This window comes from Streptosporangium lutulentum, assembly GCF_030811455.1.
Classification (GTDB): domain Bacteria; phylum Actinomycetota; class Actinomycetes; order Streptosporangiales; family Streptosporangiaceae; genus Streptosporangium; species Streptosporangium lutulentum.
The window spans coordinates 5,061,629-5,080,924 of record NZ_JAUSQU010000001.1; the positions used below are offsets into that span (position 1 = coordinate 5,061,629).

The 19,296-nt window shown below is 68.8% G+C and carries 18 protein-coding genes; 6 read left to right on the top strand and 12 right to left on the bottom strand.

The features are described 5' to 3' along the window. Nucleotides 1-103: 103 nt before the first annotated feature. Both J2853_RS22645 and J2853_RS22650 read left to right on the top strand, forming a co-directional pair. Complete coding sequence (locus J2853_RS22645) at nt 104-832, top strand: hypothetical protein (protein ID WP_307561063.1); 729 nt, start codon at nt 104-106, stop codon at nt 830-832. 214 nt (nt 833-1,046) lie between these two features. After that, nucleotides 1,047-1,307, top strand: a complete 261-nt coding sequence (locus tag J2853_RS22650) for an SAV_915 family protein (RefSeq protein WP_307561065.1) — start codon at nt 1,047-1,049, stop codon at nt 1,305-1,307. Between the two features lie 55 nt (nt 1,308-1,362). Here the strand turns inward: J2853_RS22650 and J2853_RS22655 are convergent, their stop codons facing one another. The 4 genes from J2853_RS22655 to J2853_RS22670 form a co-directional block, all read right to left on the bottom strand. Continuing rightward, nucleotides 1,363-2,571 (bottom strand): glycosyltransferase, encoded by a 1,209-nt coding sequence (locus J2853_RS22655; protein WP_386376437.1) that lies wholly within the window; start codon nt 2,569-2,571, stop codon nt 1,363-1,365. Then, nucleotides 2,568-3,782, bottom strand: a complete 1,215-nt coding sequence (locus J2853_RS22660) for a glycosyltransferase family 9 protein (protein WP_307561068.1) — start codon at nt 3,780-3,782, stop codon at nt 2,568-2,570. Before J2853_RS22660 ends, J2853_RS22655 begins: the two co-directional genes overlap by 4 nt. Nucleotides 3,783-4,051: 269 nt before the next feature. Next, complete coding sequence (locus J2853_RS22665) at nt 4,052-4,507, bottom strand: cytidine/deoxycytidylate deaminase family protein (RefSeq protein WP_307561070.1); 456 nt, start codon at nt 4,505-4,507, stop codon at nt 4,052-4,054. After that, nucleotides 4,504-5,184, bottom strand: coding sequence for a RibD family protein (locus J2853_RS22670; protein ID WP_307561072.1), 681 nt, complete (start codon nt 5,182-5,184; stop codon nt 4,504-4,506). The genes J2853_RS22665 and J2853_RS22670 overlap by 4 nt, the downstream gene beginning before the upstream one ends. A gap of 209 nt (nt 5,185-5,393) precedes the next feature. On the opposite strand from J2853_RS22670, the gene J2853_RS22675 reads away from it, so the two are divergent. Next, nucleotides 5,394-6,062, top strand: a complete 669-nt coding sequence (locus J2853_RS22675) for an AIM24 family protein (RefSeq protein WP_307561074.1) — start codon at nt 5,394-5,396, stop codon at nt 6,060-6,062. Between the two features lie 95 nt (nt 6,063-6,157). Here J2853_RS22675 and J2853_RS22680 read toward each other — a convergent pair whose 3' ends face one another. Continuing rightward, nucleotides 6,158-7,504: a damage-control phosphatase ARMT1 family protein gene (locus J2853_RS22680; RefSeq protein WP_307561076.1), complete on the bottom strand. Its 1,347-nt coding sequence runs from the start codon at nt 7,502-7,504 to the stop codon at nt 6,158-6,160. Between the two features lie 75 nt (nt 7,505-7,579). Then, complete coding sequence (locus J2853_RS22685) at nt 7,580-8,296, bottom strand: maleylpyruvate isomerase family mycothiol-dependent enzyme (RefSeq protein WP_307561078.1); 717 nt, start codon at nt 8,294-8,296, stop codon at nt 7,580-7,582. 878 nt (nt 8,297-9,174) lie between these two features. On the opposite strand from J2853_RS22685, the gene chvE reads away from it, so the two are divergent. The 3 genes from chvE (at nt 9,175) to mmsB (ending at nt 13,204) form a co-directional block, all read left to right on the top strand. Continuing rightward, entirely contained in the window at nt 9,175-10,308 is a 1,134-nt protein-coding gene (gene chvE / locus J2853_RS22690; protein ID WP_307561080.1) for a multiple monosaccharide ABC transporter substrate-binding protein, read from the top strand. A 98-nt stretch (nt 10,309-10,406) separates the two neighbouring features. Beyond that, a complete protein-coding gene (gene mmsA / locus J2853_RS22695) occupies nt 10,407-11,936 on the top strand; it encodes a multiple monosaccharide ABC transporter ATP-binding protein (protein ID WP_307561081.1) in 1,530 nt (509 codons plus the stop codon). Nucleotides 11,937-11,944: 8 nt separating this feature from the next. After that, entirely contained in the window at nt 11,945-13,204 is a 1,260-nt protein-coding gene (gene mmsB / locus J2853_RS22700) for a multiple monosaccharide ABC transporter permease (RefSeq protein ID WP_307561084.1), read from the top strand. 48 nt (nt 13,205-13,252) lie between these two features. On the opposite strand, the gene J2853_RS22705 is transcribed toward mmsB, so the two are convergent. The 6 genes from J2853_RS22705 to J2853_RS22730 form a co-directional block, all read right to left on the bottom strand. After that, complete coding sequence (locus J2853_RS22705; RefSeq protein ID WP_307561086.1) at nt 13,253-13,606, bottom strand: hypothetical protein; 354 nt, start codon at nt 13,604-13,606, stop codon at nt 13,253-13,255. Further along, on the bottom strand, nt 13,599-13,913 hold the full coding sequence (locus J2853_RS22710; RefSeq protein WP_307561088.1) for a DUF1622 domain-containing protein: 315 nt from the start codon (nt 13,911-13,913) through the stop codon (nt 13,599-13,601). The genes J2853_RS22705 and J2853_RS22710 overlap by 8 nt, the downstream gene beginning before the upstream one ends. Nucleotides 13,914-14,009: 96 nt before the next feature. Next, nucleotides 14,010-15,692, bottom strand: coding sequence for a transposase (locus J2853_RS22715; RefSeq protein ID WP_307561090.1), 1,683 nt, complete (start codon nt 15,690-15,692; stop codon nt 14,010-14,012). After that, a complete protein-coding gene (locus tag J2853_RS22720; RefSeq protein WP_307561091.1) occupies nt 15,685-16,263 on the bottom strand; it encodes an IS607 family transposase in 579 nt (192 codons plus the stop codon). Before J2853_RS22720 ends, J2853_RS22715 begins: the two co-directional genes overlap by 8 nt. A gap of 123 nt (nt 16,264-16,386) precedes the next feature. Beyond that, nucleotides 16,387-18,276 carry a Na+/H+ antiporter NhaA gene (gene nhaA, locus J2853_RS22725; protein WP_307561093.1) on the bottom strand — a complete coding sequence of 630 codons (1,890 nt, stop codon included), beginning with the start codon at nt 18,274-18,276 and terminating at the stop codon, nt 16,387-16,389. 283 nt (nt 18,277-18,559) lie between these two features. Beyond that, complete coding sequence (locus J2853_RS22730) at nt 18,560-19,051, bottom strand: hypothetical protein (RefSeq protein ID WP_307561095.1); 492 nt, start codon at nt 19,049-19,051, stop codon at nt 18,560-18,562. Nucleotides 19,052-19,296: the final 245 nt, after the last annotated feature.

A 19,296-nucleotide genomic window follows, 5' to 3' on the forward strand; every position in this document is an offset into this window, starting at 1 on the left:
AAAAGGTGGACCTCAGCAGTTCGGTGATCTGAGTAAGGGTGCTCAGTCACAGCTGAGTGTGCGCGCCCTGCCCCGGCGTCAGGATCTTCAGGACGATCTCCGTATGAAATGGTGGATTTTTCTGGTCGCGCTCGTCAGCACCGTGGCCGCCGCATGGCTCCTCATATACGCCGACGTGCCGCTGTCCACGATCCTGTCGCTCGGGCTCGGCGCGATCAGCCTCATCTGGCTGATCCTGCTCCTCACCCTCCCCTGGAACCTGTACTTCGGGGCGCGGCAGGTCGTCCACGAGATCCACGTGTCGCGGGAACGCGGCATCGAGGTCCCCGGCGCCCATGAGACCGAGGCCCTGGAAATCGCCAGGCGCATGCGCCGCTTCGCCGTCGGCGGCCATCTCGTCTCGGCGGCGGTCCTCGCCGTCGTCACCTTCTTCTCCGGCGCCGTCGTGGGCTACTACTTCGTCGGGTTCTACCTGCTCAGCACCTTCTTCCGCCCGGCGGGCGCCTATTTCTCCCACCTTCGCGAGCGGGTCACCACCCTGATGAGCGAGGCTCGCCACCCCCGTCAGGACATCGTGGCCCTCGTCGCCCGGGTGGACGACCTCGCCACCCGGACGGCCACGCTGACGGAGTCGGTCGAACACCTCCGGCGTGACGCCGAGACGCTCGGCGTCGAGCTGCGGGTGGGCGACGAGGACCTGGACCGCCGGATCACCGCGATCGCCCGGCGTTTCGAGGACACGGTGGACGGCCTCACCGACAACCACGAGGTCATCAGCGGGCTCAAGGCCTTCCTCCGGCTCCTCCGTGCCGACGCCCTCGGCCGGACCTGACCGCCCCGGTCGACGTCCTTGACCGTTCCTGCGGCTGACCGGCACCGATAGAACGTTGACGCCAGGAACGACCTTCGTGGGATTCGGAGTGGCCTGGCATCAACATGGCGTCAGCTCTCCGGCCATCTCCGTAGAGATTCCGTAGGGATCGTGCCACCGACTACCGACCTGGATCTAACGTCCTTCTTGTACGAGTTATCCGCAGGAGGAAGTCATGTCGGAAATTCCATTATTCGTCCCGGTCCGTGAAGGCACCTTCACCGTGTCGTTGCGCCTGTTCCGGACCGCGTCGGGCAGGCGGACGGCCGCCGCCTTCTCCTCGCCGATACGCCTGACCAAGGTGCTCGGCGCCGACCAGCGCTGGATCCGGCTCAGTGAGTCCGCGCTTCGATGCATGATCGACGATCTGAACGTCCTCGACATCGTGATCGACCCCGCCGGGACGACGACCCGGCTTTCCTCCGAGGCCGCGTGATGTGCATCCTCCATCAGGACCTGGAGTCCTCCCAGCACGGCGAATCGTCCTGGGATCAGCCCTCCACCGTGATCGAGGAGACCCCCGCGTCCTCCCCCGGCCGATCGGCGAGCACGTCACGGTAGACGGACTCGGTGCGCTCCGCCACCCGCGGCCAGCCGTACCGGTGCCGGGCGCGCCGCTCGCCCGCCGTCGCGAGCGACGCCCGCAGATGGGGACGGCCCAGCACGTCGAGCAGGGCCTCGGTGAGAGCGCGCGGGCGGCGGGGCGGCACCAGCATCCCGCACCCGGCGACCGTGTCGAGATGGCCGCCGACCGCGGACGCGACCACGGGCACCCCGCAGGCCATGGCCTCCACCGGGACCATGCCGAACGGCTCGTACCAGGGAACGCTCACCAGGACGTCGGCCGAGCGCATCAGGGCCGGGACCTCGGCCCGGCCGACGCCGCCGACCAGACGGACCCGGTCCGGCAGCCCGTAACAGTCGATCATCCGGGACAGCCGCACCACCTCGTCGTCCTCGGGCGCGCCTCCCACGATGAGCAGTTCCACCTCCGGCAGGTGGCGCATCGCCTGCAGGACGGTGTCCAGACCCTTGCGGGGGACGATGCGGTCGATGCTGAGAACGCGCCGCCGCGATTCGCGGGGGGCGACGGGTCCGGACGGGCGGAAGAGTTCAAGATCGACCCCGCACGGCACGACGGCGATCCGTTCCCTGGGCACGCCCATCCGCAGGAGCTCGTCCACCTCGTCGTGGCAGGTGGCGATGACCGCGTGAACTCGCCGTCCGATGTCGGCCTCGGTGGCCGCCCGGCCCGCGGGGCTGGTGTCCGCCGCCCCCTGCCAGCGCCGTTTGACGGTGCCCAGGGCGTGAAAGGTCTGCACGACCGGTATCCCGTGATCCCGCGCGGCCATCAGCGTGGCCAGGCCGCTCATCCAGAAGTGCGCGTGGGCCACGTCGGGTGGGCGCTCGGCCCATCGCCGCGCGAGATGCGCGGCGAACATCGGCATGTACGGCAGCAGCTCATCCTTGGGAAGGGCAACCGGAGGCCCGGCCAGGACGTGCTCGACGGTCAGGCCCGGACGCAGGAAGACCCTGTCCGGCTGGGTCACGGCCGTGCGCCGGGTGTGGACGACGACCTCGTGCCCTCTCTCCGCCAGCGCGGCGGCCAGGCCCGCGACATGGACGTTCTGCCCGCCGATGTCGGCACCGCCCATGACCGCAAGGGGACTTGCATGCTCTGATATCAGAGCAATTCTCATTTAACATCCTCTTTTGCGAATACCAGGCGGGTGACGGCTTCGACCACCTGCTCGCTCGGTACGGACGAAAGACACGGATGACCTGGAACCGGGCACACCCTGGCCTGAGTGCCCCGGCAGGGGGCCTGCTGATCACCGAGAACCACGGTCGGCACGCCGTACGGCGCCCATCGGCCGGCCGGGACCACCGGAGCGAACAGGCTGACCACCGGCGTGCCGACCGCCGCCGCGAGATGGGCAGGACCGGTGTTGGCCACGACCACCGCGCTCGCCCCGGCGAGCACCGCGGCGAGCTCGGCGAAGGTCGTCCTTCCCCCCAGGTCGGTGACGGATCTCCCGGCGGATCCGTTCTTCTCCCAGCCGCCCGTGAGGGCGGCGCCGCCTTCCACCCAGCCGTCCGTGAGCGTGCGTTCGTCCTCTGTCAGGCCGCGGGCGAGGGTGGGCCCACCCGCCATCCACTGGCCGGTGAAGGCCGATCCCGCCGAGAGGCCGTGCTGCCCGGCGCCACCGGCGACTCTCGCGGTGAGCGCCCGCTCTCCGCGGCCGCCGGTCACCACGACCCGCCGGCCCGCGCGGACGAGGTCCTGGACCACTCGCGCCCAGCTCGTCACCGGCCACGCCCTGGCCTGGGCCGAGACTCCGGGATGCACGACCACGTAGCCGGGCGGCCCGGTGAGATAACCGACCTCGGGCAGCGGACGCCGTACGGCGAGCGTCCCGGTGTCCCCCGGCGGCAGATCGAATCCCGCCGCTTCGGCCAGCCCGAGCATGCGCTCGGCCTCCGGCACGTCCACCGTCTCGTCGACGACGTGCCGCAGATCCAGCAGCGAGCCGGCGTAGTCGGCGCAGATCGCGGCGGTCCTCGGCGTTCCGGCCAGCTTCAGCAGCAGGGCGAGCGGCAGCGGCGACTGCTGGAACGAGGTGAGGATCAGCGCCTGTTCGGGGGCGGTCTCGCGGAGGATCCGGAGAAGCCGCAGCGCGTACGGACCGGTCATCGGCAACGGCTCGGGATCGATCCACGGCGTCCGCCACTCCACCACCCGGGACACGCCGGGCAGCAACTCACCCGCCGCCCGGCCACGCGGTCCCACCAGCAGCACGACCTCCCGCGCCCCCTCGGCGACCGCCCGGATGGCGGGCCCGGCCAGAAGGACGTCGCCCGCGTCGTCCAGACGGGCGACGAGAACGGTGCCGGTCGTCGTTCCGGTCATCGCCGTCCTCGCGGCCCACCGCGGAGGCGACGCGCACGCGCCACCGGCGGATCATGAAAGGTCGCGTTCAACCCGAGCAGTCTCATGGAGCTGGCCTCTCGTCCGATATCTGAATGACTACCGAGAGCGGCGCTCCTCAAACAGAAAAACTGGATATAAGCGCAGTTAAGGGACCTATCGGCTGATTCTTGTTACTTTAAGTAGTTATTTTCGGGTTTATTCGCACTTGCCAGTCACGGCCGACGGCATGACGGACGGGTGCCCCCGCGTCAGCGGGAGAGGAGATGGGCGTTGGGCTCGCGGGCGCGCCATGCCAGTTCGGGGATCTCCAGCACGGTGACCCCCGCCGCCGCGAGCTCCTCCGCACCGTGGCAGTCGACGAAGAGCAGCGGCTCCCGCCAGGCCATCACCACTCGCCGGATGCCGCTGTCCAGGATCAGCCGGGTGCAGGTCCTCGGGCGCGAGCTGCGCGTGCTGCACGGCTCCAGGCTGCTGTAGATCGTGGCGCCGGCCAGCCTGGGGTCATCGGGGGAGATCTTGCTGAGCGCCGACTCCTCCGCGTGGACGTGCTGGTCGGTCTCCCGCGAGTATCCGCGGGCGATCTCCTCGCCGTCGGCGGCGACGACCACCGCGCCGACCGAGAAGGCCGTGTCGGAGGACGGGCACAGCTCCGCCAGGTCGCATGCGAGCCGCAACCAGTCGCGGTCGCCCTCGGCGGCCGTCACAGGAGGTACCGCAGGAGGGTGACGTCGCCCATCTTGCGGACCTCCGCCAGGTCCATCCGGCGCCGGCGATCGTGGGGAAAGCCGCCGTCCCGGACGAAACGCGGGGCGGTGGAGTCGCCGACGAAGAACGGGGCGATCACGAGATGGAGCTCGTCCACCAGATCTTCCTGGAGGAACCGGGTGTGCACCGAGGCCCCGCCCTCGACCATCAGCCGGCGCACCCCGCGCCCGGCCAGGTCTCCGAGAAGACGGCGGAGCTCCACGGGGTCGCCCGCGTCGACGACCTCGGCGTCCGTCCCGGCCTCGCCGAGGCGGGCGGAGAGCTTGCCGACGGCGGCCGACGCGGCATAAACGATCTTCTCCGCGTCACCGGCGGCGAAGAAGCGGCTGGACGGATCGAGGTCCCCCGCCGTGGTCAGCGTCACCTTCGCGGGCGACGGCGGCACCCCTCGTGCGACCCTTTCCCGCCTGCGGGCCTGCGACCGGACCAGGAGCCGGGGATCGTCACGGCGGACGGTGCCCGCTCCCACCAGGATCGCGTCGCAGGTGGCCCGCACCTCGTCGACCCGGTCGAAGTCCTCGTCGTTGGAGAGCAGGAGCCGCTCCGGGGAGCTGTCGTCGATGTATCCGTCGACGGACATCGCGCAGCTCAACAGCACATAGGGACGATCCTTCACCCTTCGCCTCCCGAACTCGCCCTTGCCTTCTCGCTTGCCTTCTTGCCTTCTGAAACGGATATCGGCCGATCGTAACAACCGTTCCGGAGGAGCCGCCCACCGCCACCTCCGACGATCGTCGCCGCGGCCCGCGAGCGGACGGAACTACGGTGACATGCCGTTCGTCATTCACCGTACGACCTCCCTTCGACACCGAGAGGCATCCACGCGTGCGTAGCTCGTTCTTCGGAAACCTGGAGCAGGGTCAGGTACCCGGCCATTTCACCCTGCAGAACTCCAAGATGGTGCGGGTGCACCTGAACGGAGAGGTGCTGGCGCGGCAGGGCTCCATGGTCGCCTTCCAGGGAAAGATGGACTTCGACTACGAGGGCTCCGGCGGGATGGGCCGGTTCCTGAAAAAAATGGTCACCGGAGAGGGCGCGCCGCTGATGCGGGTCCGCGGGCAGGGCACGCTCTTCCTGGCCGACAACGCCGACGACGTTCACCTGTTCTATCTGGAGAACGAGGCGATCACCGTCAACGGGACGAACCTGCTGGCCTTCGACCCTCAGCTCACCTGGGACATCCAGCGCCTCCAGGGCGCCGGCATCGCCACCGGCGGCCTGTTCAACACCACGATCCAGGGCACCGGCTGGGTGGCGGTCACGGCGCACGGCGCACCCGTGCTGCTCGACACCTCCGACGCGCCGACCTTCGCCGACAGCCAGTCCGCGGTGTGCTGGAGCGCCGGGCTGCGCGTGGGCGTCAACCGCACCATGAAGGCGGGTGCGCTGATCGGCCGCGGGAGCGGCGAGGCCGCGCAGCTCGCGTTCCAGGGCGCGGGCTTCGTGCTGGTTCAGGCCAGTGAAGGCCCGATCATGCCGCAGAGCGGCGGCTGATCATCACGGGATGAGAGCCGCCGCTCCGCCCCCACGCGCCGCGTGAGCGACGCGGCGGAAGAATCCCCGGCCTTCGGCGAAGGCCGGGAAGGGGTTCACGATCTGGCCTGGATCAGGCCGTGTGTGCCACTGACGCGCCACGGTTTTCCGCTCGCCTCCAGAGCCGTGACCGTCCCGGCTTCGAGGCCGACCACCACCTCGGACTTCAGGGTCCGCAGGGCCGCCACGGGACCGGGAAAATATTCGGTGGCCACGGCGAACGGCGTGGTCGGCGGCCAGTACCGATCGCCGACCAGCCGCCGGTAGTTCAGGTCGCCCTTCATGATCGTCAATGAGGCGGACGCGAAGTCCTCCCTCAGGTCGCCGGGCATCTCCTCGTACGGCAGGGGCGCGCACGCGAAGGCGTGTGCCCGCACGAGCAGCCGCCCCGATCCCATCGCCTCCCGGAGCCGTCCGCCGATCTCACCGGCCCTGCCACCGGCCGCCGACATGCGCCGCAGGCAGGCGACGACGTCCGCCATCATGGCGTCGGACACGTAGTAGGGAGACGGCTTGACGTGGAGGACGACCTCCTCCACGCCCCGGGCGTGCAGCAGGTGGTCGATCAGGACGAGGTCCGGCAACAGTTCGTTCCCGGCGTTGTCCGCGACGAGGCAGACCCGCGAGGAGCGACCGCCCGCCGGTGAGGCGCCGCCGGCCGAGGAGCGACCGCCCGCCGCGGAGGCCCCGCCGGTCGGCGAACCGTCGCCCGCCGCGGGTCCGCCCCCGGCCGGCGAACCATCGCCCGCCGGTGAGGCGCCGGCCGCCGAAAGGTCGTCGATCATCGACCAGACGAGCGCGCTGTCGTCGGCCACCAGGCCCGGAACCCGAACGTCGAGCCCCGAGCCCCCGGCGGAGATCAGAAATCCGAGATCCGCCCGGTTTCCCCACAGCGCCTTCAGCGTCAACGCCTGGGCCTGCTCCCCCGGGCTCAGGGCGGAGAACCCGTCGAGCGCGCGGAGCTCGTCGTCGACGGCTCCGCCGAACAGCTCGGCCTGCTTGAACGGCTCGAAGGGATCCACACCCCACCACGGACCGGGATCGAAGTATCCGACCGCGGCGAGGAGCTTGCGGTAGAAGTAGCTCTCCGCCCACAGGAACGGCGCGTCGTCCCATCGCCGCCCGAGGTGGCCCCGATCCCAGCTCTCCCAGAGGTCCCGATCGTGCGTGGCGCCCCGCAGCGGCCCGATCACACCTTCGGTGATCTCCCCGAGCAGAAGGTCGAGCGCCCGAAGCCGGTCCGGATCGTACGGCGTGGCATCGCGGACCTTCTGGATCAGGGCGGGGTGCCGCTCGTGGAGGACCTTCCAGGTGAAGGAACCGGGCACGTCGCTCAGGATCACGGACGCGTCGGACGGCACCCCGAGCCGTCCGGGTCCCCTCCGGATATCACCGTCTGCCACTTTCCACTTCCTTCGACGCCCGGCTGACTCTCGTGGACGGCACACCGTACCGGGCCCGGCGGGCTGATCGCCGCGTCAGGCGAGGCACCGCAGGGCGGTCCTGAGCCTGCGGTCGAGTGGGTGATCGTCCGGCAACCGGCCGACCGTCGTCTCGACGAACACCTCCGCGGGCATCCTCTCGCTCCTGCCGTCCGCCCGCACCACGACTCCCTCGCCGGTCAGGTCGGTCTTGATTCCCGAGCCCAGCTCGTCGAGCACGAACGCGCCCACCCTGGCCCGCCACCGCGTCCGCTCGCCGGCCTCGTCCTCCGAGACGGGCGCTCCCACGTCGTCGGCGTGGGTGGCGTACTCCGAGTCGTAGTGGAAGGCCTGCAGGCCCACCGGGTACGGTCCCGCCGAGGTTCGCAGCTCCGCCTCGCGACCGAGCGCGCGCATGCGCTCGCGCGTCTCCCCGTTCGCCCGCCGCCACTCCTCCAGCACCTCCCGGACGGGCACGTCCCGGCGGCTCCGTACGCACCACTCGTTGAAGCCGCTGAAGCCGCCTCCCACCCCTTCGCGTTCGAGCGTCGCGAAGAAACCCTCAAGGTCGTCGTCGAGGCAGGCGTGGTTGTACAGCTCCTCGCCGGCGAGGTGCCCGAGGACGTCCCGCACCGACCAGCCCTCGCACCGGGAGGGGGAACTCCAGGCTTCCTCGTCGAGCCGCGAGAAGTGCCGGTCCAGGCGGGCGGCCTCGGCGTCGAAGACGTCGAAAGGGTCGAGATCCGCCAGTGGATCCTTCGATTCTGAGGTCATGCCCTCAGCGATACCCAGGAAGGAAGAAGTGGAACGGCGCTCACCTGTGCCGCGACGGGGCCGACGCCAACGGTTACGACCGGCTTACGATCAGGACATTGTCTCCGGAATGTTGCGAAGCAAGTGTTAACGTTCACACAAGCGCTGCCAACACGCCGTTCCCCGCCGATCCTCGCTGCTCGGACCCGGGAACGGACCTTCGGGCGGACGCCGCGAGGGCCGTTCTCGTCGACATTCATCCCTCAGGGGTTGACAGTCGGGCAATGCGGGCATTTGATGGCACGTCACAAAGTCAATCACGTCATCGCAAGGTTTATAAAGATCAATGTGAGCGCTAACACCTTCAAGGCGGGCTGTGTGGGAGCCCACCTGTATGCCGCCGGAGGCGCGACTCGACCGAGTCGCGCCGCCTTTCGGCACCCGGACCACGGGCGCCGGGGCGACGGCTCTGCCCCTTGCGGCCGCGGCATGCCGCCCGAGCACCGGCTGCCCTCGGGACGCCAGGCGTTCCCGCTCTCCTCCGGCGTCCCAGGAGCGGCATGGCCCCCTCCCAGAGGGGCATACGGGTCTGAACTTCCCCACCGGGTCGAACCCCCGACACGTGAAGGAAAGAGATTGGCGTTCTCCCCACGGCTGAGGCCGAGGGACTCCGGCCCTCGCGGGTCGGGTCTCCCGCGTCACCGGCGGCCGCTCTCCGGACGGAACCGGTCGTGCGTCTCCCCGGCCTCCGCCGGCCTCACATCCCGGCGGTCCGATGACAGGCCCGGTGTCCCGATCGGCGCCACCGCACCGCCGGCACCGCATCGAACACCACGCGTCACCGTTACCCGCCCTCTCCCCAGGCCCGAAGCCCGGGGTCTCCACACAGAAGGAATTCGATGAAGCTAGCGAAGCTGGCCACCGCCTCGGTGGGCCTGGCTCTCGCCATGGTGGTAACCGCCTGTGGCTCGAGCACCAAGACCGTCGACCAGGCCGCGTCGAGTTCGGCCGCGCCGGGCGACGCCCTGGTCGGCGTCACCATGCCCACCAAGTCGTCCGAGCGCTGGATCCACGACGGCGACAACGTCAAGGGCGCCCTGGAGAAGCTGGGCTACAAGGTCGACCTGCAGTACGCGGAGAACGACATTCCCACGCAGGTCAACCAGATCGAGAACCAGATCACCAGGGGCGCCAAGCTGCTGATCATCGCCTCGATCGACGGCACCGCGCTCACCACCCAGCTGCAGGAAGCGGCCGACAAGAAGATCCCGGTGATCGCCTACGACCGGCTCATCCGCAACAGCCCCAACGTCGACTACTACGCCACCTTCGACAACTTCAAGGTGGGTGTGCAGCAGGCGACCTCGCTGCTGGTGGGCCTCGGGCTGAAGAAGGAGGACGGTTCCGACGGCGACGCCAAGGGCCCGTTCAACATCGAGGTCTTCGCCGGCTCGCCGGACGACAACAACGCCACCTTCTTCTTCAACGGCGCCATGGAGACCCTGAAGCCCTACATCGACAAGGGCACGCTGGTCGTCAAGAGCGGCCAGGTCGACTTCAAGACCGTCGCGATCCTGCGCTGGGACCCGGCCACCGCGCAGAAGCGCATGGAGGACGTGCTCACCAAGACCTACTCCGGCGGTGACGCCAAGGTCCAGGGCGTGCTCTCGCCGTACGACGGTCTGTCCATCGGCATCCTGTCGGCGCTGAAGAGCAACGGGTACGGCACCGCCGACCAGCCCTACCCGGTCGTCACCGGCCAGGACGCCGAGGCCGCCTCGGTGAAGTCGATCATCGCGGGTGAGCAGTACTCCACGATCTACAAGGACACCCGCCAGCTCGCCGACGTCACCGTCAAGATGGCCGACGCCGTGCTCAAGGGCGCCAAGCCCGAGGTGAACAACACCACGGACTACGACAACGGCAGCAAGGTCGTCCCGTCCTACCTGCTCGACCCCGTGATCGTCTACAAGGACAACTACAAGCAGCTCCTGGTCGACTCCGGCTACTACACCGAAGACCAGCTCAAGTAGGAACACCGGCATGACGAATGATGTCCGGCCGGCCGCGAGTGCCGATCACCGCCGGCCGGACATCGGGCGGATGGGGAAACGGTGCGGAGGCGGACGGTATGACCGACCACATACTTCAAATGCGCGGGATCACCAAGACGTTCCCGGGCGTCAAGGCACTTCAGGACGTCAACCTGACGGTGCGAAAAGGCGAGATACACGCGATCTGCGGAGAGAACGGCGCCGGCAAGTCGACCCTGATGAAGGTCCTGTCCGGCGTCTACCCCTACGGCTCCTACGACGGCGAGATCTACTTCGACGGTGAGCTGAGCCAGTTCTCCGACATCAGGCAGAGCGAGAAACTCGGCATCGTGATCATCCATCAGGAGCTGGCGCTCAGCCCGCACCTGTCGATCGCCGAGAACATCTTCCTGGGCAACGAGAGGGCCAAGCGCGGCCTGATCGACTGGAACCGTACGAACGCCGAGGCCATGGAGCTGCTCGAACGGGTCGGGCTGCACGAGAACCCGGTGACGCGCGCGATGGACATCGGCGTGGGCAAGCAGCAGCTGGTGGAGATCGCCAAGGCGCTGTCCAAGCGGGTCCGGCTGCTCATCCTCGACGAGCCGACCGCGGCGCTCAACGACGAGGACTCGGCGCACCTGCTCAACCTGCTGCGCGGGCTGCGCGACGAGGGCATCACCTCAGTGATCATCTCGCACAAGCTGAACGAGATCCGGGCCGTCGCCGACTCCACGACGATCCTGCGGGACGGGCGGACGATCGAGACCCTGGACATGAGGAACGACGCGGTCTCCGAGGACCGGATCATCTCGGGCATGGTCGGCCGCGACCTCGACAACCGCTACCCGCCGCACGAACCGAAGATCGGCGAGGAGGTGCTGCGGATCGAGGACTGGACCGTGCACAGCCCCTCCCAGCGCGGTCGTGTCGTCGTGTCCGGCGCCAACCTGATGCTGCGCCGCGGCGAGATCGTCGGCCTGGCGGGTCTCATGGGCGCCGGCCGTACCGAGCTGGCGATGAGCGTGTTCGGCCGCAGCTACGGGACCGACATCTCCGGCCGCGTCTACAAGAACGGCAAGGAGATCCAGCTCCGCTCGGTCGGCGAGGCGATCCATCACGGGCTGGCCTACGCCACCGAGGATCGCAAGCGGTACGGGCTCAACCTGATCGAGGACATCAAGCGCAACGTCTCGGCCGCGGCGCTGGGGAAGCTGGCCAAACGCGGCTGGGTCGACGACAACGAGGAATACCGGGTCGCCAGCGACTTCCGCACCGAGATGAACATCAAGGCCCCCAGCGTCCTGTCGGTCACCGGAAAGCTCAGCGGCGGCAACCAGCAGAAGGTCGTGCTGGCGAAGTGGATGTTCACCGACCCCGACGTGCTGATCCTCGACGAACCCACCCGCGGCATCGACGTGGGCGCCAAGTACGAGATCTACTCGATCATCAACAAGCTCGCCGACCAGGGCAAAGCCATCCTGGTCATATCCTCGGAGCTTCCCGAGCTCCTCGGCATCTGCGATCGCATCTACGCGCTGTCCGCCGGCCGCGTCACCGGTGAGGTCTCAAGGGCGGACGCCACCCCGGAGCGGCTCATGCAGTTCATGACCAAGGAAAAGGAGTAATGGCACAGATGAGCAGCAGCGGTCAGGCCCCCCCACGTGAGATATCGCCCACGAGCGGGAGCCTTCCACCCGTTCCCGCGGCGGCGTCGGGAGGCCGTTTCTCCATCAACCTGCGGCAGAGCGGCATCTACATCGCCTTCGCGCTGATCATTGTTCTGTTCTCGATCGTGACCGGGGGTGAGCTGCTCAAACCGCAGAACATCTCCAACATCATCGTGCAGAACTCCTACATCCTGATCCTCGCGATCGGCATGATCCTGATCATCATCGCCGGCCACATCGACCTGTCGGTGGGATCGGTGGTGGCGCTCACCGGCGCGATAGCGGCGGTGCTGATGGTCAACATGAACGTGGCGTGGCCGCTGGCGATCCTCATCACGCTCGTCGCCGGCGCGCTGATCGGGGCGTGGCAGGGCTACTGGGTCGCCTACTTCGGCATACCGGCGTTCATCGTGACCCTGGGCGGTCTGCTGATCTTCCGGGCCCTGACGCTGACCGTGCTCGGCAACCAGGGCATCGGCCCGTTCCCCGACGAGGTCCGCACGCTGGCCAACGGCTTCACCTCCTCCTACCTCGGCAACATCGGCCTCGGCCCGCTCGGCGGTGCCGACCTGCTGACGCTGCTCGTCGGGCTGGCGGCGGTGGCCGCGATCATCGGCAGCCAGTGGCGCACCCGCCAGGGACGCATCGGCTACCGGCAGCAGGTCGACGCGCTGCCCCTGTTCATCCTCAAGATCGCCGCCGCGGTCGTGGTGGTGATGGCGGTCATCGTCCAGCTGGCCAGGTTCAAGAACCTGCCCTGGGTCCTGGTGCTCCTCGCGGTCCTCGTGCTGGCCTACACCCTGCTGACCAACCGCGCCGTCTTCGGCCGCCACATCTACGCCATCGGCGGCAACCTGAACGCCGCGAGCCTGTCCGGAATCAAGGTCAAGTCCGTCACGTTCTGGATCTTCGTCAACATGGGAGTGCTGTCCGCGCTCGCCGGCGTGATCTTCGCCGGCCGGCTGAACCAGGCGGGTCCCACGGCGGGCACCAGCTTCGAGCTGGACGCCATCGCCGCCGCGTTCATCGGCGGTGCCGCCGTTCAGGGCGGTGTCGGCAAGGTGATCGGCGCCATCACCGGCGGTCTCATCATGGCCGTGATCAACAACGGCATGTCCCTCATCGGCGCGCCCAGCGAACGGGTGATGCTCATCAAGGGGCTGGTGCTGCTCGCCGCCGTGGCCTTCGACGTCTGGACGAAGCGTCGCGCCGGCGCCTCGACCTGAGCCGTTCACCCCGCCACCGGTTCTCCTCCCCGGCTCCCCGGCACCCCCCTACTCGCTCCCCCGCACGCCGGCGCCCCCGCCGCTCTCCTGCCCGGGTCTCGGCGTCTCGGTCTCGCCGGATCCGCGAGGGTCGCCGCTCCGTCGCATCCAGCCGTCCCACCCCACCGGGAGGGAGAAGCCGGCGACGGCGACCTTGCGGATCACCACGGTGAGCGCCGCCACGGCGACGGCCGTCCAGGTCTGGGCCTCGGAGAGGCGGAGAAGCCCGGCCGCGAGAAGGAAGTCCAGCAGCACCGCCATCGCGGTTCTCGGGCCTCCGCCGGCGAGCAGGGCGGCGAGCGCGCAGACCAGGCCCGCGGCGACGATCAGGGTGACGCCCGTCTGGACGAGCCGCTCAGCCACCTCCGGCACCGGACGCGGGAGGGCGGGAGGCGCCGTTCACCGTAAGCCGCTCCTTCTCGATCTCCCTGCTCAGGAAGAAGTTCAACGCCGTCCGGATGGTCGCGATCGCCGCGAGCTGCCCTATCTGCGTGAAGGTCGGCGCGATGGCCGTACGCAGCACGTCGCCGGCCAGCTGGAACTCCAGACCCAGCGCGAGGAACCGTCCCAGGAACAGGCGCACGGCGATGAACCCGTTATCGCCGTGCCGCCGGAAGGCGACCAGCAGAAAGCGCACGAACGCCACCGCCGCGCCGGCGAAGATGATCAACGCGCCGACCGCCTCGACGAGGCGGACCAGCAGGTTGACGATCTCCCGGAGGGTTTCCTCGGTAAGAGATCAAGCATGTGCTGCTGATTACCGTTCCTATTCAGTAAGCAGGAGTGAGTCTTGGACCCATTCCTGATCGCTGCGCGCATCCCGAACGGTTGTGGATGCACTGGTCGCCCGCGTACCTGATTGTGTCCCTGTCCGGGCGCGTGCATCGTGTGCACGGTCCGTGACAGGGCGGCGGGTTTCCTCACCCCCAAGAGCCTCCGCTCGGGCCTGGACGGTCCGATGCCCGTAACGATCACTCTGGTCGTTACGGGGCGGTGCCGTCCGTCGCCGGATCGGATGCCCCTGGGCGCGTCGGCCGATGGCGATGCTCGCAGCATCGTGCCGGCTGGTCTTCCGGGTGGGGGCGTGCAGGGGCTTTTGCCAGTGCTGCGCCCCCCACCTGCTGGTATACGCCGGATCAACGGCGATGATCGTAATGCCGGTGGCGTCGGCCATCGAGGTCAGCCGGGCACGGAGCCTGCCCGTGGGCATACCGGAGATGAGCTGCCGAAAGCGGCGCTTACGGCCGTGCTTCTCCCGGGTCGTGGAATCGCCGAAGTCCAGGTCCTCGACCGCGATGGCGGTAACGCCGCAGGTCTGTGCCCAGTTCAGCAGCCGAGACAGGGCATGCCGCACCTGGGCGTCACGATGATCGGCGGTGCCAGACACGTCGTAGAAGAACCGGCGGGGTTGTGCGACCGGGTTGCCGCGCGGGTCGAGCCGCCAGGCGGCGAGGTGGTCGGCATTGGTGTCCACGCCGATCACGCCCCGGGCGAGCGCGGTCGGCATGGAGACGGTGGCCACGACGGGGAAGGTCCAGGAGGCGTCGAGGTACCAGCGCTGCCGGGCCACGTCATAGTGGATGCGGTAGGCCACAGCCCGGCCGGCTTCCACCCGGTCGGCCCACTCGGTACCCCGGTGCGGGAACGACACCTTCGCGGCCAGCATGTACCGGCCGTGCGGGGTGTTGGCCAGGTCGGCGAGCGGCGCGGGCAGCTTGATGCGGACCTCGCCGTCGGGCGTGATCCGGATCGTCTCGTTGCCGAATCGCTTGCCGGACTCCCCGTCAGCGGACAGAAACCAGCGTGTGGTCTGCCACTTCTCACGCCACTCGGGCTCGGTGAGCCGGGCCGCGTCCAGGTGGTGGCGGGTGTTGGCCATCTTGCGCCCGCCCCGCGCCACGTGCACGACACCGGCCGCACGGTCCGCCCGGACCTCGTCGAGGCGGTCTTCCAAGACTGCCAGGCGGCGCCTCTTGTGGAACCACTCTCCCTTGGACCGGTAACCACCGGGGGCCCGGGTGGAGCCTTTCTCACCGATGGGCAACGACAGGCGGTGCGCGACGGTTTTGACGCCGGCCTCCAGCGACTGAAGATGCGAGGCCTGCCCGCGCCGGGCGAGCGCCCACTGATCGTGTGTCGCCTTCGTGATGCTCCCGGCCCACCGCGACGACGACACCGCGGTCAGGTTCCGCTTGCGTTCCGCCCACGTGGTGGTGGAGTGCTCCAGCCCGTCCGCGCAGCGCGCCTTGAGGTCCTGCGACGCCAGCGACCCCAGATGCGCGCCGACCAGACGCAGGACCTTCTCATCGTGCAAGGTCAGGTTCTTGAGGCGGTCGCGTATCGACACCCCGGACGGCCCGGGGGCGATGAACGGCGGGGCGATGGTGCGGAGCCGTTTGCCGGGCTGTTCGCCGGACTGTCTACCGGGCTGTTTGCCGGGCTCAGTCACCGGCTACCGCCGCTTCCAAGGCAGCCTTGGCCCGGTTCTTCGCGGAGCGGCGCCCGTACCGGCGGGCACAGAACGAGGTCAAGACCTCGGCCATGTCGCGCACCAGGTCGTCGTCGACCTCGCCGTCATCCAGCACGACCAGGCGACGGCCCGTGGCCGACAGGGCGGCTTCGATCAGCTCTACGTTCATCCGCCCGAGCCGGTCCTGGTGCTCCACGACCACCGTGGTCACCTCCGGATCGGCCGGCAGCCGTTTCGCCTTCGCGCGGCCGCCGTTCATCCCGGAGCCGGTCTCGGACTCGATCCGCACGACCCGGTGACCGCCCCGCGCGGCCCACTGGGCCAGCCGGGAGACCTGCCGCTCCAGGTCAGCCTTCTGCTCCTGCGATGACACGCGGGCATACAGGCCCACCCCACCCGTCGCGGGAGGTGAGGAGGAGTTCGCCTCGATGTTCACCAGGATCGTGTGCTGCACCCGCTCGGCGGGCACCGGCAGCGTGCCCTCACGGAACCAGCGGTAGGCGGTATGCGGGTGCACGCCGTTCGCTATCGCCCATTCCTTGAGGTTCATGCCGTGACCGTAACACCAGCTCAGAGGCTGCAGTACACACTTGAGTCGACTCAACCCTGAGCAGTTACCAACCCCTCGGTTCAGGGGCCTAACCGGAGGGTACGATCTGCCCCTCCGGACGGCCTACGACCTGATCGCCGCGCGCGCGTGGGCCGCCCGCACCGCGGCGGAGAGCGTGGCGATGTCGTAGGCGCCCCGGTGCCGCTGCCCGTTGAGGAAGAACGTCGGGGTGCCCGACACCCCGCTCAGGTCGGCGGAGTCCACGTCCTCCGCGATCCGAGCGGTCCCGAGGTGCTCTCGCAGATCACGGTGGAAGCGTTCGGTGTCGAGACCGAGCTCCGCGGCATGGCGGAGCAGATCGCGTACACCCAGATCGCCCTGGTCCTCCAGCAGCCGGTCGTGCATCTCCCAGAACGCCCCCTGTTCGGCCGCCGCCTCGGACGCCTCGGCGGCCAGCTGCGCGTTCGGGTGGACGTCGCTGAGCGGCAGGTGCCGCCAGACGTAACGGACGTCGCCGAAGTTGGCGAGCAGCTCGCGGACGACGGCTTCCGCCTGTCCGCAGTAGGGACATTCGAAGTCCCCGTACTCGACCACCGTCACGGGGGCGTCCATGGGCCCGCGCACGTGGTCGCGGCGTGAGTCGACCGGGGCGACCAGATCGACGAGGGACTCGGCCGTCCCGAACAGCGCGCGGATCCGGGCGCGCAACGGGAGGAACCCGGTCACCCGGGCGGTCACCCAGGTCAGGACGGACGCGCAGATCGCCGCGCTGAGCACGCCGACCTTCGCCTCCTCCAGCTCGGCACCGCTGAAGGCGATGCTCGCGACGAGCAGGGAAACGGTGAAGCCGATACCGGCGATCGTGCCGCCGCCCAGGACGGCGGCCCAGCCCACCGGCGGGCGCAGCCGGCCACGGCTCAGCCGCGTGACGAGCCACGAGACCCCGACGACCCCGACCGGTTTCCCCAGGACGTAGCCGAGCAGGATCCCGATCGTGATCGGCGAGGTGAAGGCGCGAGAGAGCAGGGCGCCATTGATCACGATCCCGATGTTGGAGAGCGCGAACAGCGGCACGATCACGTAGCTGGTCCACGGATGGTAGAGCTGCTGCAACCGCTCGTTCGGCGAGAGCGCCGACGCGAGCCCTATCTGGGCCGAACGTGCGAGCTCCGGGGTGGGTTGCTCGCGGAACAGCCTGAACAGGCCGCTCGCGCGTTCGAGGTCGCTGCGTGCCGCCGGGTACGCGTAGGTCAGCAGCCCCATCGCCAGGCCGACGACGAGCGGATCGACGCCGGATTTGAAGAGCGCCACCCATGTGGCCGCTCCGAGCAGCACGTACACCAGTCCGTAGCGCACCCTGTTGGCCCGCACGAGCAGGGTCACGCCGAAGATCCCGAGTGCGGCCATGAGCGTCGGCAGCGCGATGTGACCGCTGTAGACGATCACGATGACGCCGAGCGCGACGATGTCGTCGACGACGCTGATGTTGAGCATGAAGGCGCGCAGGCGTTCGGGGAAGCGGGTCCCGACGAGCGCGAGGATCCCGAGCGCGAACGCCGTGTCCGTCGACATCGCCGCGCCCCAGCCGTGCGCGGAGGGCCGCCCGGCGTTTACCGCGAGATAGATCACAACAGGAACGATCATTCCGCCGATGCCCACCAGGAGCGGCAGGGCCGTCCGCCGCCGCTCGCGCAGCTCCCCCATGTCGAACTCGCGGCGGGCCTCCAGCCCGATGACGAAGAAGTAGAACGTCATCAGCCCGTTGTTCATCCAGTGACGCAGATCCTGCGATACGGCCATGTCGCCCAGGCGGATCGAGAGAGGCATCCCCCAGAAGGACTCGTACGACGACAGGTCCGTGTTCGCCCACAGGAGCGCGAGGAGCGTCGCGATGAGCAGGAGTGCGGCACTGCCGGTCTCGGTGCGAAGGAAATCACGCAGGGGTGTCTGGAGGTTGCGCGCCCATGCGGTCCGCCCCGAGAAGGGTGAGCCGGCTGCTTGCGGTCCCGTCATTCCGTAATTCTTTACCACCCGAAAAACGACCTCACGGCGCCCTGCCACCGATCCCCCGATCCGGATGCGCCCGATCTCGCCGAAGCCTGCCGACGAGCTCGGACGCGTGTTCCCCCTGCCGGCCGTCGAGGGCGCCCATCGGACCGGCCCGCCGGGCGTCCTCACGCCGCGGGTCATGCCGGGCGCCCTCGCGCCATGGGCCATTCCGGGCGCCCAAGGCCGCGGCCCGGAAGTCCTGGGACTTCCGGGCCGCGGCCTTGCTCACCGGATCGCTTTTCTGTGCTCAGTGCCCGTGACCGTGGTCGCCGGAGTTCCCATGACCGTGGTCGTTGGAGTTTCCGTGACCGTGGTCGCCGGAGTTCCCATGACCGTGGTCATTGGAATTCCCGTGGCCGTGGTCGCCGGAGTTTCCGTGGTGCCGGTGGCCGGAGAGGTGCCCGCGGTCGAAGCCGAGACGCCGGACGGCGGCGTTCGTCAGGCGCTTCCATTTGCCGTCGTGCCATTTGTAGAAGTGGTCGCCGTCGAAGCGGTAGCGGTCGCCGTGGACCACGAGGTAAAGATCGCCGTATCTGCTGTAGCGGTTCCACCACCGGTGACCGTCCCAGCTGCGGCTTTCCTGCTTCACCGCCTCGTGCCGGACGGCGGCGGCACCGGTGGCGCTCCCACTCTCGTATGTGGTGGCCGCCGAGGCGGCGCCGCCGGCGGCGAAAAGGATCCCACCTGTGATCGCGAGGGTGGCGGTCGCGGTTGCCAGACGACGAGTGACCTTGCTCATGATCGTGTTACTCCTTGGGTTCGCGCTGGTCCAGTGGTTCCAGGCGATAGGCGTGCTCTGTGTTACGCAGGTATCAACCCGGCACGTATCCCATATAGTCCCAATCATCCCATGATGTGACGTTACTCACCGAATGTCCGAATTTGCCCGTGGCCATCAGGCCGCTCATCCACCACGGACACCACCCATGACCCACCGAGATCGCCATCGACGTATCCACCCCATTCGGTGCGAACCCCTCCGCC

What these genes read in the sequence shown, in the direction of transcription:
- J2853_RS22685 (WP_307561078.1), bottom strand. Translation starts at nt 8,296, where the DNA reads ATGACCTCAGAATCGAAGGATCCACTGGCGGATCTCGACCCTTTCGAC.
- J2853_RS22720 (WP_307561091.1), bottom strand. Translation starts at nt 16,263, where the DNA reads ATGAACCTCAAGGAATGGGCGATAGCGAACGGCGTGCACCCGCATACC.
- mmsB (WP_307561084.1), top strand. Translation starts at nt 11,945, where the DNA reads ATGAGCAGCAGCGGTCAGGCCCCCCCACGTGAGATATCGCCCACGAGC.
- J2853_RS22650 (WP_307561065.1), top strand. Translation starts at nt 1,047, where the DNA reads ATGTCGGAAATTCCATTATTCGTCCCGGTCCGTGAAGGCACCTTCACC.
- nhaA (WP_307561093.1), bottom strand. Translation starts at nt 18,276, where the DNA reads ATGACGGGACCGCAAGCAGCCGGCTCACCCTTCTCGGGGCGGACCGCA.
- mmsA (WP_307561081.1), top strand. Translation starts at nt 10,407, where the DNA reads ATGACCGACCACATACTTCAAATGCGCGGGATCACCAAGACGTTCCCG.
- J2853_RS22730 (WP_307561095.1), bottom strand. Translation starts at nt 19,051, where the DNA reads ATGAGCAAGGTCACTCGTCGTCTGGCAACCGCGACCGCCACCCTCGCG.
- chvE (WP_307561080.1), top strand. Translation starts at nt 9,175, where the DNA reads ATGAAGCTAGCGAAGCTGGCCACCGCCTCGGTGGGCCTGGCTCTCGCC.
- J2853_RS22660 (WP_307561068.1), bottom strand. Translation starts at nt 3,782, where the DNA reads ATGACCGGAACGACGACCGGCACCGTTCTCGTCGCCCGTCTGGACGAC.
- J2853_RS22655 (WP_386376437.1), bottom strand. Translation starts at nt 2,571, where the DNA reads ATGAGAATTGCTCTGATATCAGAGCATGCAAGTCCCCTTGCGGTCATG.
- J2853_RS22645 (WP_307561063.1), top strand. Translation starts at nt 104, where the DNA reads ATGAAATGGTGGATTTTTCTGGTCGCGCTCGTCAGCACCGTGGCCGCC.